At 65.7% G+C, this 14,277-nt stretch carries 17 protein-coding genes; 16 read left to right on the plus strand and 1 reads right to left on the minus strand.

The window, feature by feature from the left end; all coding sequences use genetic code 11:
* Window positions 1-3 precede the first annotated feature (3 nt).
* The 5 genes from DTX69_RS08695 to DTX69_RS08715 are packed head-to-tail and all read left to right on the plus strand — an operon-like array spanning window position 4 to window position 4,569.
* Complete coding sequence (locus DTX69_RS08695) at window positions 4-570, plus strand: DUF3486 family protein (protein ID WP_119301129.1); 567 nt, start codon at window positions 4-6, stop codon at window positions 568-570.
* On the plus strand, window positions 567-1,973 hold the full coding sequence (locus DTX69_RS08700) for a phage terminase large subunit family protein (protein WP_119301130.1): 1,407 nt from the start codon (window positions 567-569) through the stop codon (window positions 1,971-1,973). Before DTX69_RS08695 ends, DTX69_RS08700 begins: the two co-directional genes overlap by 4 nt.
* Window positions 1,973-3,499, plus strand: a complete 1,527-nt coding sequence (locus tag DTX69_RS08705) for a hypothetical protein (RefSeq protein WP_119301131.1) — start codon at window positions 1,973-1,975, stop codon at window positions 3,497-3,499. Before DTX69_RS08700 ends, DTX69_RS08705 begins: the two co-directional genes overlap by 1 nt.
* Window positions 3,499-3,738, plus strand: coding sequence for a hypothetical protein (locus tag DTX69_RS08710; RefSeq protein WP_119301132.1), 240 nt, complete (start codon window positions 3,499-3,501; stop codon window positions 3,736-3,738). The genes DTX69_RS08705 and DTX69_RS08710 overlap by 1 nt, the downstream gene beginning before the upstream one ends.
* Window positions 3,739-4,569: a phage minor head protein gene (locus tag DTX69_RS08715; RefSeq protein WP_119301133.1), complete on the plus strand. Its 831-nt coding sequence runs from the start codon at window positions 3,739-3,741 to the stop codon at window positions 4,567-4,569.
* On the opposite strand, the gene DTX69_RS08720 is transcribed toward DTX69_RS08715, so the two are convergent.
* Entirely contained in the window at window positions 4,562-5,536 is a 975-nt protein-coding gene (locus tag DTX69_RS08720; RefSeq protein ID WP_162917010.1) for a DUF2971 domain-containing protein, read from the minus strand. The two genes, DTX69_RS08715 and DTX69_RS08720, sit on opposite strands and share 8 nt — an antisense overlap.
* A gap of 386 nt (window positions 5,537-5,922) precedes the next feature.
* Between DTX69_RS08720 and DTX69_RS08725 the strand changes: the two genes are divergently transcribed.
* The 11 genes from DTX69_RS08725 to DTX69_RS08760 form a co-directional block, all read left to right on the plus strand.
* Window positions 5,923-6,159 carry a hypothetical protein gene (locus DTX69_RS08725; RefSeq protein WP_119301135.1) on the plus strand — a complete coding sequence of 79 codons (237 nt, stop codon included), beginning with the start codon at window positions 5,923-5,925 and terminating at the stop codon, window positions 6,157-6,159.
* A complete protein-coding gene (locus DTX69_RS08730; protein WP_284735637.1) occupies window positions 6,156-8,486 on the plus strand; it encodes a phage major capsid protein in 2,331 nt (776 codons plus the stop codon). Before DTX69_RS08725 ends, DTX69_RS08730 begins: the two co-directional genes overlap by 4 nt.
* 85 nt (window positions 8,487-8,571) lie before the next feature.
* Window positions 8,572-9,021, plus strand: a complete 450-nt coding sequence (locus DTX69_RS08735; RefSeq protein WP_119301136.1) for a hypothetical protein — start codon at window positions 8,572-8,574, stop codon at window positions 9,019-9,021.
* 91 nt (window positions 9,022-9,112) lie between these two features.
* Complete coding sequence (locus DTX69_RS08740; RefSeq protein WP_119301137.1) at window positions 9,113-9,784, plus strand: hypothetical protein; 672 nt, start codon at window positions 9,113-9,115, stop codon at window positions 9,782-9,784.
* Window positions 9,781-10,311 (plus strand): HK97 gp10 family phage protein, encoded by a 531-nt coding sequence (locus tag DTX69_RS08745; RefSeq protein WP_119301138.1) that lies wholly within the window; start codon window positions 9,781-9,783, stop codon window positions 10,309-10,311. The genes DTX69_RS08740 and DTX69_RS08745 overlap by 4 nt, the downstream gene beginning before the upstream one ends.
* Window position 10,312: 1 nt before the next feature.
* Window positions 10,313-10,780 carry a hypothetical protein gene (locus DTX69_RS08750; RefSeq protein ID WP_119301139.1) on the plus strand — a complete coding sequence of 156 codons (468 nt, stop codon included), beginning with the start codon at window positions 10,313-10,315 and terminating at the stop codon, window positions 10,778-10,780.
* Window positions 10,781-10,782: 2 nt separating this feature from the next.
* Window positions 10,783-10,935, plus strand: coding sequence for a hypothetical protein (locus DTX69_RS30045; RefSeq protein WP_162917011.1), 153 nt, complete (start codon window positions 10,783-10,785; stop codon window positions 10,933-10,935).
* 6 nt (window positions 10,936-10,941) lie between these two features.
* Entirely contained in the window at window positions 10,942-11,871 is a 930-nt protein-coding gene (locus DTX69_RS30050) for a hypothetical protein (RefSeq protein WP_162917012.1), read from the plus strand.
* A 102-nt stretch (window positions 11,872-11,973) separates the two neighbouring features.
* Window positions 11,974-12,351 carry a hypothetical protein gene (locus tag DTX69_RS30055; protein WP_162917013.1) on the plus strand — a complete coding sequence of 126 codons (378 nt, stop codon included), beginning with the start codon at window positions 11,974-11,976 and terminating at the stop codon, window positions 12,349-12,351.
* Complete coding sequence (locus DTX69_RS30060) at window positions 12,261-12,659, plus strand: DUF1799 domain-containing protein (protein WP_162917014.1); 399 nt, start codon at window positions 12,261-12,263, stop codon at window positions 12,657-12,659. Before DTX69_RS30055 ends, DTX69_RS30060 begins: the two co-directional genes overlap by 91 nt.
* 3 nt (window positions 12,660-12,662) lie before the next feature.
* Window positions 12,663-14,277 (plus strand): phage tail length tape measure family protein (locus DTX69_RS08760; protein ID WP_284735638.1); only part of this gene is annotated, 1,615 nt, incomplete at its 3' end.

Raw genomic sequence — 14,277 nt, forward strand, 5'->3', positions numbered from 1 at the left:
ACAATGCCGCGCCCCAGCTCCATCATGAGACTGCCCGGCGAGGTGCGCGAGCTGATCGGGCAGCTCCGCCGCGACGGCCACACGATCGACGAGATCCTGGACAAGCTGCGCGAGCTGAAGGCGCCCGGCGCACAGGATGTTTCGCGCTCCGCGCTGGGGCGTCACATCCAGGGCCTAGACAAGATCGTTGCTGACATCCAGCGCACGCGCACGATCGCCGACGCGATCGTCCAGCGCCTGGGCGACGCGCCGGAATCGAAGACCGCGCGCCTCAACATCGAGCTGATGCACGGCCTGGTCATGAAGCTGATGACCGGCGACGGCAGCGATGAACCGGTCAAGCTCGATGCGCAGGAAGCCTACTTTGCGGCAACCGCGCTGCAGCGCCTGGCGCAGGCCGCCAAGGTCGACGTCGAGCGCGAGGTCAAGATCCGCGAGCGTGTGAAGGCGGAGATCGCGGAGAGGGCCACAGAGACCGCGAAGCAGGCGGCTGGCACGCTGAAGAAGGCGGGGCTCTCGGCCGAGACGATCGCCACGGTCGAGCGGGAGATCCTGGGGATCGTCCGGTGAGCGGCTACTTCCTGCCTTACCAGGCCAAATGGATCGCAGACCAGTCGCGCTTCAAGATCTGGGAGAAGTCCCGGCGCATTGGCGCCACCTACGGGCAGTCCTATGAGGACGTGATCGACGCATCGAAAGCGGACAAGCCGATCGACGTGTGGTTCACGTCGGCCGACGACAGCGCGGCCGCCGAGTACATCCGCTATTGCGAGATGTGGACCCGCCTCTACGACATCGCCGCGCAGGATCTCGGCGAGATCGTCATCGACAGGAAGGATGACATCAAGGCGCGCACCATCGAGTTCGCGACGGGCAAGCGCATCCACGGCCTCTCGTCGAACCCGAAGGCGTTCCGCTCCAAGGGCGGCAAGCTCGTCATCGACGAGTATGCGTTCCATGCCCAGCCGGAGGAGCTGTGGAAGGCCGCGCTGCCGATCATCACCTGGGGCTATCCGGTACGCGTTCTCTCGACCTACAACGGCAAGGGCAACCGCTACTACCGTATGGTCGTGGAGGCGAAGAAGGAGAACAACTGGTCTCTGCACACTACCACGATCGCGATGGCCGTCGAGCAAGGCCTGGCCGACAAGATCCTGGGCCGAGCATTGACGGCGGAGGAACGCGCCGCGTGGCTGCAGGAGCAGCGCGATGCCGCCGGTGACGAGGAGACCTGGCTGCAGGAGTTCATGTGCCAGCCGGTTGACGAAGCGACCGCCTGGCTGACCTGGGAGCTGATCACCGCAAACGAGCATCCCGACGCGGGCAAGCCGGAGCACTATCAACGCGGTCCTTGCTACGTCGGCTGGGACATCGGGCGAAAGCGCGACCTCAGCGTTATGTGGGTCGACGAGCTGGTTGGCGACGTGATGTGGGCGCGCGAAGTCGTCGACATGCACCGCAAGACATTCGCCGAGCAGGACGCCGAGTTCGACCGGCTCATGGGAACCTACGACGTGCGGCGCGCCTGCATCGACCAGACCGGCATGGGCGAGAAGGTGGTCGAGGACGCGAAGAAGCGCCACGGCGAATACAAGGTCGAGGGCGTGATGTTCACGCTTCCGGCGAAACAGGATCTGGCCACCCGCGGCAAGCAGATGTTTGAGGACAAGCGCACGCGCATTCCGCCCACGCGCACCATCCGGGAAAGCCACCATGCCGTGCGCAAGATGACGACGGTCAGCGGCGCACCACGCTTCGATGCGGAGCGGTCGGAGGCGATCGGCCACGCCGACCACTTCTGGGCGCACATGCTGGCGCTGCTCGCAGGCGCCAACCTGGTGCCGCCGGCAGCCGGCTCCACCATCGAAAGCAAGCGCGAGGATCTGCGGCCGGCCTCGATGCCGGAGCGTCCGGCTGTCCGCATGTTCGGCCGCACCTTCGAGCAGATGCGCGGCATCTTCAGGAGCAGATGATGGCGAGAGGGTTCGGATTCCATTCGATCATGAGTCTGTTCCGCGCCACGGTCCCCAAGGCCGAGGCGGTCGCCGGCGACGAGCTGGAAGAGGCGGCGGCTGCACCGGCGCCGGACAAGCCCGCGCCGTCGCAGGCCACCGTCAAATTGCGCGAGGCATTCGGCGTGAACGTCGATGCTGACGATCACAATTGGCGCCCGCTGACCGGTGATTCCGACCGCGATCTCACGCCCATGACGCGCCAGCGCATGCGCGAGCTGTCGCTCTATCTGTGGCAATCGAACCTGCTCGCCAACCGCATGATCGAGCTGCCGATCGCCTACCTGCTGGCGGAAGGTGTGCGCCTGGCCACCAAGGACGAGGCCGCGCAGGACTATCTCGACACCTTCTGGTTCGACCCGATCAACCGCATGGACCAGAAGCTGCCGAAGCGCGTGCGCGAGCTGAAGTTGTTCGGCGAGCAATGCTGGCCGGCCTTCGTCAACGAGTTCAACGGCAAGGTCCGCCTCGGCAATCTCGATCCCTGCTTCATCGAGACGGTGGTGACTGACCCAGACAATCCGGAGCAGCCGATCGGCATCATCACGAAAAAGAACAAGAAGGGCGTGGCGCGGCGCTACCGTGTGATCGTCATGGGGACGGAAGTGGAGTGCTTCACGGCGCGCACCCAGAACATCCGCAAGACCTTCACCGACGGCGACTGCTTCTACTATTCGATCAATGACCTCACTTCGGTGGTGCGCGGGCACGGCACGCTGCTGGCGCAGATCGACTGGCTTGACGCCTACGAGCAGTTCCTGTTCGGGGAGATCGATCGCTCGCATATCATGCGCAGCTTCGTGTGGGACGTGACGCTCAAGGGCGCGACGCCGGAGGAAGTGAAGAAACGCTCCGACGAGATCACGGCACCCAAGCCGAACAGCGTTCGCGTCCATAACGACAGCGAGACGTGGCAGTCACTGGCCGCAGAGCTGGGTTCCTACGAGTCGGCCAATTCCGCTCGCTTGTTCCGCAACCACATGCTCTCCGGCAGCACGCTGCCTGAGCACTGGTTCGGCGGCGGCGGCGACGTGAACCGCGCGACTGCGAGCGAGATGGGCGATCCGACCTACAAGGCGCTCTCGATGCTGCAGCGGATCCTGAAAGCGATCCTTGAGGACGTGGGGCGCTTCGTTGTGTCGCGCGGGATTGATCCCAGCGGCAAGAGCTGGATCGACCGCACCGACGATGAGGTAATGCCGCAGGCGATCTTCCCCGAGCTGCAGACGCGCGACATCTCGACCTATGCCGCCGCTCTCGCCCAAGTCGTGACCGGCTGCGCCAGCGCGATCGACCGCGGACTCTTGACCGAGCTGACGGCGCTGCGCCTCATCAACGCCGTCGCCGGCCGGCTCGGCGTCGAGATCGATGCAGAGGCGGAGCTGCAGGCGGCGAAGGACGAGCTGGTGAAGCGGCGCGAGGAGGATTCGTTCACGGAGATCCCTGAAGACGAGGATCTGCCCGACCCGGAGAACGGAGGCGAGTGATGGCCGACGAGCAGCAGCGCAGCGCGCGCGTCATAGCTTTGCCGGCGAGCGATTTCTTTTCGCCAGAACAGGCGCTGGCGCACGTTGCCGGCTATGAGCTGGAGGAAGTCCTGATCGTTGCTCGCCTCAAGGGCGGCATGCCGATGGTCGTGAACAGCCGCATGGGCGCGGGCGATATGCTGCTGCTCGCCAAGGAAGCGGAGCTGTTCGCCATGGGATTGAACGCGCTCGGTGAATAGATGGCCGACCCGCGCGACAAGATCCTGCGGCGCGAAGCGAACAAGGTGCGGCGCCGGCTGACGGCGATCCAGCGCGACACCGACAAGGAGATCCGCCGGCTGCTGAAGAAGGCACTGGAGCAGATCAATCGGGACCTGGCGCTCGCGCCCGACCCGAAGTCGTGGCAGGCGTTTCACCTCGACAATCTGAAGAAGAACGTCACGCGCGCACTGGAGACGATGGAGCGCGCGGCGAACTCGAAGCTGGGCACGGCGGCCGGCCAGTCCTGGCAAGCCGGCATCGACCTGGTCGACAAGCCAATCGAGGCGGCGGGCGGGCCGCGCTTCCGGCTCGACGGACTCCTTGGCGAGATCGACACGCGGCAGCTGCGTGCGATGCGCAGCTTCATGACCGATCGCATGAGCGACATCTCGACCAGCGTCGCGAACCGCATCAACAGCGAGCTGGGGCTCGTGATGATCGGCGCGAAGACGCAACACCAGGCGGCGGAGGCGATCGGCGGACTGATCGACGGTGGCCGCGCCCGCGCCACCACGATCATCCGCACCGAGCTGGGTCGCGCCTTCTCGGTCGCTTCGCAGGAACGCTACGAGCAAGCAGCGGCGAAACTGCCGGGGCTGAAGAAGCAATGGCGCCGATCCGGCAAGGTGCACAGCCGGCCGCAGCACGACGCGATCGATGGCCAGGTGCGCGCGGTCGACGAGCCCTTCACGCTGGGCGACGGGGTCTCGCTGATGTTCCCGCGTGACCCGCGCGCGCCGGCATCGGAGACGATCAACTGCGGCTGCGAATCGCTGCCGTTCATGGAGAGCTGGGAGAGCCCTACCTAACAGAACGATATGGAATTGCAGAACGAGAGATCTTGACCTGCTTGAGTAAATCATACGACGCCAAGAGAGAGCCGACTGCATCTTCCGCATCTATATGCGCGCTCGGTCCGATGACGATTTCGATCACGTTGCCTGGCTTCCGTACAGCAATGTCATTCTCGATGTAGGAGACCAAGGTGGCCCCGCGTGCACGTGTTAGGACGTGCTTCGCCAAGTCCTCTCTCACATTCATGCAGATGAGCCGCGATTCCTCTTCAGCTCTATAGGCTTCATGCTTGTAGGCGAGAGACTGGTGCAGCAGCTCGACCAGGAGCGTCGCAGCAATTCGGTGCATTGACTTTGCCGCGCTCTTAAGATCCCTCACCCGTTGGTCTGACGTGATCGTGCTCTCCAGAAGCGCCAGCGCTCTATCGATCCGTGGCCGCATATTCGCCTCCGCTGCGTCGGCGTCGTAGTGAACGTTCCTAATCGTAAGTGCTCCACCTGGCGCGGTGATCGCTTCGCCATCGGGCTGGAAGACCTGAGGTGCGAAACCGATCGCGAACCCGCGCCCATCATCCCCGTAGGCGCGCCACTGGCCCAACTCGTCCCGAGCCTTGCTGAAGCACGCGAGGAAATGAGTGAATGGCAGCGGCTCGCTAAGTCTGAGTATGCGTTCAAACACATTTGCGAATGCCAACCTCGCCTTGTCTATGTTGCTGCCGTCGTCTTTTACATGCGCGCGCACCAACCGTGATGCTATCTTGAGGCCATGCCGCAGCTCGCTCGGATCGTTCATGTGAAAGAGCGAAGTGAACCAGAGCTTCTGACTTCGGAAGATCTCGATTAGGCCGACTGCTGAGGTGTAGTGATAAAGCGGCGTAGTGACTACCGGCTGGTTCGACTCGTTTCCGAGTTCCCATTCCTCCGCCAGCTGCGCAGCGATGTCCGAGAAGTCGTCCGGTCGGGTGTCCTGATTCTGATTCACGCGTCCCCCCTCAAGTGTCGCGACCCTGGAATCGGCCACGAATGATAGTACGCCGCTTAGAAAAGCGCCCCGTCTACCCGGAAAACCCAGGCGGTTCCGTTAACGCCCATTAGAGCCCCGTACAGCCCGATTCGCGCCTCCGGCCGCTGCCATCGCCCCGGCAAATCCCCCGACCCGTTTAAAACCCCGTTTAAAAGGCCGGCGTACGGCCTTCCCGTCCGGTTCGCCAGGGCGGATTCGCCGTTTTTGGGATTCCTGAGATCGGGGCTGACCCCCGAACAGGTGTTCGGGGTCCCACCAGAGGGGGCCGCCGATACAGTCGCCCAGCCTTGCCGATTTGGCAACCGGCGGCCGGCGGCAACCCGGCCAACCTACCAGGAGGCTCCATGGCTGAAGCACAGAAAACCCTCACGGCCGAGCAGCTCGCCAAGGTGGCGAAGGGCGTGACGGTGCGCGTGTTCGACGTCGACAAAAAGGGCAACCCCGTTGTCGACCCGAAGACGAAGCAGAAGATCGTCATCGAACGGACGGCCACGGTCGACGACATCCTCAGCCACGCGGTGCGTGGCAACCGGGTGACGATCGTCACCATCGACGGCCAGAAGATCGAGGCCGCCGCGTGAGCCGCGTCCTCGTGATCGGCGGCGAGCTGCCGGCGCGCTTCATCGAAGCCGCCGGCGCCGCTCTGCCTGAGACCGGCATCATCGGCGAGGCGGCGATTCGCGAGGCGGTGGCCACCGACTACAGACAGCTCGGCGAAATGCTGCATGACGCGCTGCGCAAGGTATTCAAGGCTGCGGGTGACATCGATTGCTGGCCGAACGTGCTGGCGCTCTATGCCGACCACGTGGTCGTGCGCCGCGAGACCAAGATCTGGTCTTATCCCTACTCACACGACGCGGCGGCCAACACACTCACGCTCGGCGCGCCGGTCGAGGTGGTCGCGTCGTATGAACCCGTCGCGATGCGCGAGGCGCTGACTGACGGCGTCTTCATCGAAGCCGCCGCCAAGCCCGGGCGCTACAAGATCCGCGTCATCAAGGGCGGCCTCAGCGGCAACGGCAACTACTATCCCGACGCGGTGCTGCGCGAGGCGGCGCCCCTGTTCGACGGCGCGCGCGTGTTCGTGAAGAGTGACAAGCAGCACCTGGCCGGCGAGGGCAAGGACTTCCGCAACCTGATCGGCGGGCTCAGCAAGCCGATCTTCATCGAAGGCAAGGCGCCGGACAGCGGCGAGATCCAGGCGGTCTTCACGCTGATCGACGCAAACGGCCCCGAGGCGCTAAAGATCCGCGAAGCGTGGGACAGCGGCCTTACCAATCTTTTCGGCTTCTCGATCGATGCCAAGGGCCTGGCGCGCAGCGAGACTGCCGCCGGCAGGCCTCGCCGCACCGCCACCAAGTTCATCGAAGTCAACTCCGTCGACTTGATCGTCGAGCCCGGCGCCGGCGGACGTGTCATCGGGCTCCTCGAAGCGAAGAAGGACGTCATCATGGATCGCACGAAAATGCTCGCCCTGCTGGAAGCCAAGCGGCCCGACCTGCTGCAGGGCAAAAAGGTGGACCAGCTCACCGACGAACAGCTCGAAGCGCTGTTCACAGAGGCTCTCGGCCAGGCCGCGTCGGCGAGCCAGCCGGCAAACGTCGGCGGCACGCCCGTCACGCAGGAGCAGCTCGCCGAGACGATCCGCATGACCGAGGCGCGCGCCTATGCCCGCGCGGCCATCGCCGCCAGCGGCCTTCCCGACGAGGCCAAGACAAAGCTGACCGCGCAGGTCACGCTCATGGCCAAGTTCACCGAAGCCGAGATCGACAAGCTGATCGGCGAGGAGCGCACCTACATCGCGAAGTTCACCGAGAGCGGCAAAGTGCAGCTCGGCGGCTTCCCGCGCATCGAGGTCGGCGAAACCCGCGCGCAGAAGGTCGCCGCCATGCTCGACGCCTTCTTCGACCCAGAGCACAAGGACCACCGTCACGCTCGCTCCTTCCGCGAGTGCTATGTCGTCATCACCGGCGACCATAATATCACCGGCCGGCTCGACAACTGCGACCAGGTGCTGCTGCGCGAATCGCTCGACAGCGGCAGCTTCGCGAACGTGCTCGGCAACTCGATCACGCGCCGCATGATCGCCGACTATCGCCTGGCCGACCAGTACGGCATCTGGCGCCAGATCGTGAACGTCGTGCCGGTGCGCGACTTCCGCAGCCAGGAGCGCACCCGCTATGGCGGCTACGGCGACCTGCCGATCGTCGCCGAGGCGGCACCCTACCTGGCGCAGTCCTCGCCCAGCGACGAGAAGGCGACCTATGCCATCGCAAAGCGCGGCGGCACCGAGGACGTCACCCTGGAGATGATCACGAACGACGACGTCGGCGCGATCCGCAGCATCCCCATCAAGCTGTCGCGCGCGTCCAAGCGCACGCTCTCCAAGTTCGTGTTCGACTTCATCCGCACGAACCCGACGGCCTACGACGGCATCGCGCTGTTCCACGCCTCGCACGGCAACCTCGGCTCGGCCGCGCTCGACACCACCAGCCTCGCCGCCCGGCGTCTGGCGATGATGAAGCAGACCGAGCTGAGCTCGGCCGACCGCCTTGGCATCCCGCCGAAAGGTATGATGGTCCCGGTCGACTTGCAGGAGGCGGCAGTCAACCTGTTCAAGCTGTCGACGAACAACGAGAAGACCTTCATCCAGGCCATGACGCTGGACATCCTGCCGGTGTGGTACTGGACCGACACGAACGACTGGGCACTCTACGCCGACCCGATGGACGTGCCCGGCATCGAGATCGGCTTCCTCAACGGCAACGAGGAGCCCGAGCTGTTCGTGCAGGACGCGCCCACCGTCGGCTCGATGTTCACCAACGACAAGACGACCTACAAGATCCGCCACATCTATGGCGGCGCGCCGGTCGACTTCCGCGCCTTCGACAAGAGCGTGGTGGCGTAATCGAGAGGGGCGCGCCGCGAACCGGCCGCCCCTCCAACCCCAGTTCGCGGCGCGCCGTCGGTGCGCCTGATGCAGAGGAGTCCACATGAAGTTCATTCGCAATCTTCTCGCCGCCGCCTTGATCGCGGCCTCGGTCCTCGCGCCGATCGCGCAGCTCGCGGAGGCGGCCACACCAAACGTGACGCCGGGCGCCGGCCAGGTCGTCGTCATCCCGCTGCACATCAGCGGCCAGTACACCGCGAACACCACCGCCGTCGCGCGGCTCACGCTGCCTTTCCCGGCGGCCGTGCTGGGCGTCAGCGCCTCGGCGCGCGCGTCCGGCGGCACATCGCCGACCTTGACCGTCGACGTGCTGGAGGGCGGCGTCACGATCCTCTCGGCGCCGGTCGCGGTCACCGCCGGCGCGGTCGCGGAGGCCACAGTCACGGACAAGGACCTGGCCGACGAGGCGGCGATCACCGTCAATCTGGCGATCGGCGGCACCTCGCCGACCTGGAACGACATCGTCGTGCTCGTGACGCTGTTCCGGAAGTAGACGCAGATCCCCTTCTGCAGCGGGGGAAAACGGCGCCGGCGCGGGGGTCAGCCTTCTCTCCCGGCCGGCGCCAACCATCAGAGGGCAAGAAGTGCTTTCCGACTATCAGACGCTGACCGACAACCTGGTGCGCGACGATACGGCCAAGATCACGGTCGCCGATCGGGACCGCGCGCTCGGCTTGGCGTTCGGGCGTTACGGGAAGGACCGGCCGCGCATCAAGGTCGAGGACCTGGCCGGCGCCGGCACCAACGAGCTGGCGCTGCCGGTTGGCTGGCAGGACGGTTTCTCCGACTTGAAGAGCCTGGAGTACCCGGTCGGCAACATCCCGCCAACCTTCATTGCACCGGAGTTCCGCCGGCTCTACCAGAAGCCGGCGAGCACCGTCATCCAGCTCGACAGCGCGATCGGCAACGGCCAGGCGGTGCGCGCCACTTACACCATCCGGCACCAGGTCGACGCCGTCACAGACACGATCCCGGTCGACGATCGCGAACCGATCGCGTCCTATGCGGCGGCGATCCTGCTCGACGAGCTGGCAGCGTTCTTTTCGGGCGCCAGCGATTCCACTATCCAGGCCGACGTCGTCGACCATCGCTCGCGCGGCGACCAGTTTGCTTCGCGCGCCAACCGGCTGCGCAAGTTCTACTTCGACCAGCTCGGCATCGATCCGAAGCGCGAGGTGGCGGCCGGCACCGTGGTCGCACTCGATGTGCGCGACTCCCTGGGCGGGCCGCGCATGACGCACAGGTTGCGGCGATGACCGGCATCCGGATCGAAATCGACGCGAGCAAGGTGGCAGCGGTGGCCGACGCCTGGCGCTACGCGCCGGATCTGATGGCCGAGGAGCTGGTCAATGGCGTGCTGGAGGCCTCGCTCTACCTGGAGCGCCTCGTCAAGGACAACACGCCGACCACCACGAACGTCCTGCGCGGTTCGATCGGCGCGCGCGAGCCGCGCCGCATTGGGGAAGACGCGATCGGCGTGGTCGGCACGTCGATCGGGTATGCGATCCCCGTCGAGCTAGGCTCCAAGCCACATTTCCCGCCGGTGCAGGCGCTGGCCGATTGGGCACGGATGAAGTTCGGCCTGCCACCGGAGGAAGCCGAGGAAGTCGGCTATGCGGTCGCGCGCAAGATCGCGCGCGAAGGCACCAAGGGCCATTTCATGTTCCAGCGCGCCTTCAGCGATGGCGAGGCAACCGTGCAGGCCATATTGACGCGGGCCGCGGAACGCGGCCTGGCCCGCCTCGCTGGCCGCCCCGCCAACCCCAGCTCGGCGGGCGTGTAGCATGGCGACACTCACCCAGATCCGGGACGCCATCAAAGCGAAGCTGGAAGCGATTCCAGGCATCGGCGTGGTGCACAAGTACGAGCGCCTGGCAACGCGTGTGGCGGATCTCAAGGCCCTGTATGTGACTGGCGGCCAGCTTCGCGGCTGGCACATCCGCCGGACCGCCACCAACGAGGTCAGCCCGACGCTGGGCAGCTACGTCATCGACCACCGCTGGCAGATTCGCGGTTTCATGGCGATCGACGATTCCGCCGAAAGCGAGATCGCCTTCGACAACCTCATCGAAGCGATCCGGGACGCGTTCCGCGCCGACGAGACCCTTGGCGGACTGATCAAAGGCACGCAGGTGCCGCCGCCCACAATCGGCGTGCAGCTCATCGAGCACGGACCGGTGATGTTCGCCGACGTGCTGTGTCACGGCGCGCGCCTCAATCTCGCGACGCGCCATTTCCGAGTGGGAGTCTGACCATGGCGAAGAAGCCAGCCGAGACCACCAAGCCCGACCTGCCGCCTCCGGCAGAGGGCGGCAGCTACGTCATCGAGAACGGCGTTCGACGCCGCGTCGAAGAGCCCACGAAGCCGGCCGTCCCAGGCGCGCCGGCGACCGAAGCGAAGGAGTAACCAGCCATGCCGTTCTATTGGGCAAAGAAGGTCCTGCAGCGCAAGCGCGAGGTCACCTACGGCACAGATCCAGTGCCAGCCGCCGCCGACGCGGCGCTCGCGCACGAAGTCGACTTCGTTCCGTATGCTGCCGAAGGCGTCGGCCGCAGGGCGATCAAGCCCTGGATGGGGCGCACGACCAGGACGAAGATGGCGAACGCCAAGTCGACGCTGAGCTACTTCATCGAAATGGTCGGCGCCGGCGCTGCTGGCACCGCGCCGAAGTGGGGCCTTGACCTGCGCTGCTGCGGCTTCTCCGAGACGATCAATGTCGGCGTGGACGTGCAGTATTCGCCGGTGTCGGCTGCCTTCGATTCCATGACCAGCTTCTGGAACGTCGACGGCCAGCGCACCCGCGCGAACGGCTATCGCGGATCTCCGGTGTTCGAGTTTACGTCCGGCCTGCCGCCGCGACTCCGCGTCGCCATGACGGGCTTGCCCCTTGAACCGGATGATTCCGCGATCGTGACGCCGGACTTCACCGGCTGGATCGAGCCTCGTGTCGTCAACAAGGTCAACACGCCGACTTTCACGCTGCACGGCTTCGCGGCGGCGCTCTCCTCGTTGTCTATCGACATGGCGAATGTCGTCGCCTTCCGCGACTGGGTGAACACGAAGGACGTGCAGATCACCGACCGCGCGCCGGCGGGGCAAGTCGTGATCGAGGCGCCGACGATCGCGCAGAAGAACTTCTTCAGCACCATCAGCGGCGAGACGCTCGGCGCGCTGCAGCTGATCCACGGCGTCGCCGCCGGCCAGATCATTCAGGTCGATGCGCCGCAGGTGCAGCTCCTCAATCCGCGCTACGGCGAATCGCAGGGCATGACGACGCTGACGATGGACTTGGAGTTCCATCCCAGCGTGGGCAACGACGAGGTGAAAATTACTGTGAAGTAGCGCGCCGGAGCGCGCTGGGCGCGGCGCGCTCGACGCCGCCCGCCAACCCATCGATCGCGCCGCGCGTTTGGAGTTCTGACTACACAAGGGAGAAGGCAATCCATGTTCACACTCAACACCGAGCGCATCGTGAAGTGGCCGGTCATCGTCGAGGTGCCGGTCGACGGCGGCGAGACGCGGCCGGAGGAGTTCGAGGTTTCGTTCAAGCTGATCCCGACGGACCAGCTCGCCGGCTTCGGCAAGTTCGAGGACGTGATCGTCGGCTGGAGCGGCGTGAATCGCGAGACGATCACCGGCCAGAAGGAAGAGCTGCCGTTCAGCAAGGAGGCGCTCGGCACGATGCTGCGCATCCCGTATGCGCGCGCCGGGATCGCGCGCGCCTTCGTCCAGTGCATGACCGGAGCGAAAAGAAAAAACTCCGGGACGCCGCTCGCCACTGGGCCAGCGGCGACGATCCAACCGCCGGCGACGATTCAGTAACGCGTGAGCTGCGGGAGCTGGGCGCACCACTGGAGGTCATCGCACAATGGGAGCGACGCGCAAAGGGCAACGCAGAGCGGGCACGCTTCGCGATCCTGGAGGAGAACCAGGATGCGCTGCGGCTCTTCCTGGCGTCGTCGACGCAATGGCGCACGGCCGGCATGGGCGGCGTGGCGATCGGCCTGGATTATCTCGGCGTCGAAAGCGCGGCCCGCATGATGGCGCTGACCGTGACGCCGGCGCTGTTCGAGGATCTGCGCGAGATGGAGCACGCCGCGATCAAGGCGATGATCGAGAAACGGCGGTGACCCATGGCTGACTTGACGCTTGGCATCACGCTGAAGGCGGACGGCACCGGCTTCGTCGGCGCCGTCAAGGTCAGCAGCGACGAGCTGAAGAAGCTCGGCGATACCGGCAAACGCTCGGCCGAGCAGGCCACCAAGGGAACCGACGCGTGGTCGGGCGCGCTCGGCCGGCTCAAGACGGCCGTCATCGGCACCGTCACGGCCTATGCCAGCTTCGCCACCGCACAGCGGTTCATCGGCGCCGCAGTCAGCGAAATCACCAAGGCTGAGAAGGCGACCGCCAATCTCAATGCCGTGCTGCGCGCGACGGGCGGCACCGTGGGCTTCACGGCCGACGAGCTGTCGGACCTGGCCGACCAGCTCGAACGCACGACCTTGTTCGACGACGCGGCGATCAAGCAGGCCGAAGCGGTGCTGCTGACCTTCCGCCAGGTGCAAGGCGACACGTTCCGCGAGGCGATAGGCCTGGCCACCGACCTTGCCGCGCTTATGGGCGGCGACCTGCAGGGCGCGGTGCTGCAGCTCGGCAAGGCGTTGGAGGATCCCGTGACCGGGCTGACCGCGCTCCGGCGGTCGGGCATCAGCTTCACCGAGGCCCAGCAGGATCTCATCAAGTCCCTGGTCGAGACCGGCCAGCAGGGCGAGGCGATGGGGATCATCCTCGACACCGTCGCTGGCCAGATCGGCGGCGTCGCGGCCGAGCAGGTGACGGGCCTGACCGGCGCGCTCAACGAGCTGGACGACGCATGGGGCGACTTCCTCAAGAGCTTGGCGGATAGCGCGGCCTTCGATGCTGCGATCGCCGGCCTCAAGGCGTTGACGGACTGGATCAACCGCCTCAACGCCAGCGGCCTCGATGCCGTCTCCAACGAGATCAACGCCCTGATGGATGAGCGCGACGAGATCGTAGGGCGCATCCAGCAGCGACAGAACGATTCCGTGCTGGCCGGGATCTCCGACTTCCTCGGCGTCGGAGACGAGCGCGACACGCGGCGGCTCGGTGAGATTGAGGCGCGCCTCCTCGAGCTGCAGCAGCTTGCTGACGAGCTGATGCTGCGGAAGGTCGACCAGCCGGGCAAGGCGCCACCACCGCCGGTCGGCGGCGGACCGCGCGGCGAGACCGATGCGGAGAAGCAGATCCGCAAGTTGGTCGAGGCGCTTGAGTTCGAGAACGAGCAACTCTCGCGCACATCGGAAGAACAGCAGCTCTACAACGCGTTGCATGCGGCCGGCGTCGACATCAATTCGGCGGCCGGGCAGACGATCCAGCAGCTGGTCGCGTCGATCCAGCAGAAGACCGACGCGCAGCAGCTCGCCGACGCGGCGCAGGAAGCGGCCAATGCCACCATGGAGGAAGGCCGGCAGCTCACCGAAGCGCTGCGCACGCCGACCGAGGTCTATGCCGACACGCTGGAGCATCTGCGGGACCTGCTGGCGCAGGACGCGATCAGCCAGGAGACCTTCAACCGCGCTGTCGAGCTGGCCGACAAGACGCTCGAAGAAGCGAGCGAGTCGACGGACAAGTGGGCGGAGGGCTGGAAGAACGTCGGCGCGGTATCCACCGAGGCGCTGGCCGACATCCTGTTCGAGGCGGAGAGCGTCAGCGACGTGCTCGACGGCC

Origin of the sequence: Dongia deserti (genome assembly GCF_003574735.1) — a bacterium.
Taxonomy (GTDB): domain Bacteria; phylum Pseudomonadota; class Alphaproteobacteria; order Dongiales; family Dongiaceae; genus Dongia_A; species Dongia_A deserti.